This is a genomic window from Pseudomonas sp. AC463 (assembly GCF_979253585.1).
Map to the genome: position 1 here is coordinate 1 of NZ_CEEDDZ010000533.1, position 278 is coordinate 278.

Consider the following 278-nt stretch of genomic DNA (forward strand, 5'->3'; position numbering starts at 1 on the left):
CGGTTACCACCGCCTGGCTGGCAGTCCGGCAGATCGACTGATCGAAATTCACGGTGAGTTGGCGCCGCTGCATTGCCAGAGTTGTGGCGGCGTGGACGAGGGACTCGTCAAGCATCTGCAACAACCGTTGCCGCCTCTGTGCGGCAGTTGCGGTGGTGTGCTGCGCCCGCCGGTGACGCTTTTCGGTGAGATGCTGCCGGAGGAGGCCGTCGGTCGTCTGTATACGCAGTTGGAGAAAGGGTTCGATCTGGTGATCAGCGTCGGCACCAGCGCAAGCT

General features: G+C 62.6%; 1 protein-coding gene. It reads left to right on the plus strand.

What is annotated here, in order from left to right; all coding sequences use genetic code 11:
- On the plus strand, positions 1-278 hold a 278-nt coding region (locus tag AC0IYH_RS31280; protein ID WP_471838098.1), incomplete at both ends, for a Sir2 family NAD-dependent protein deacetylase.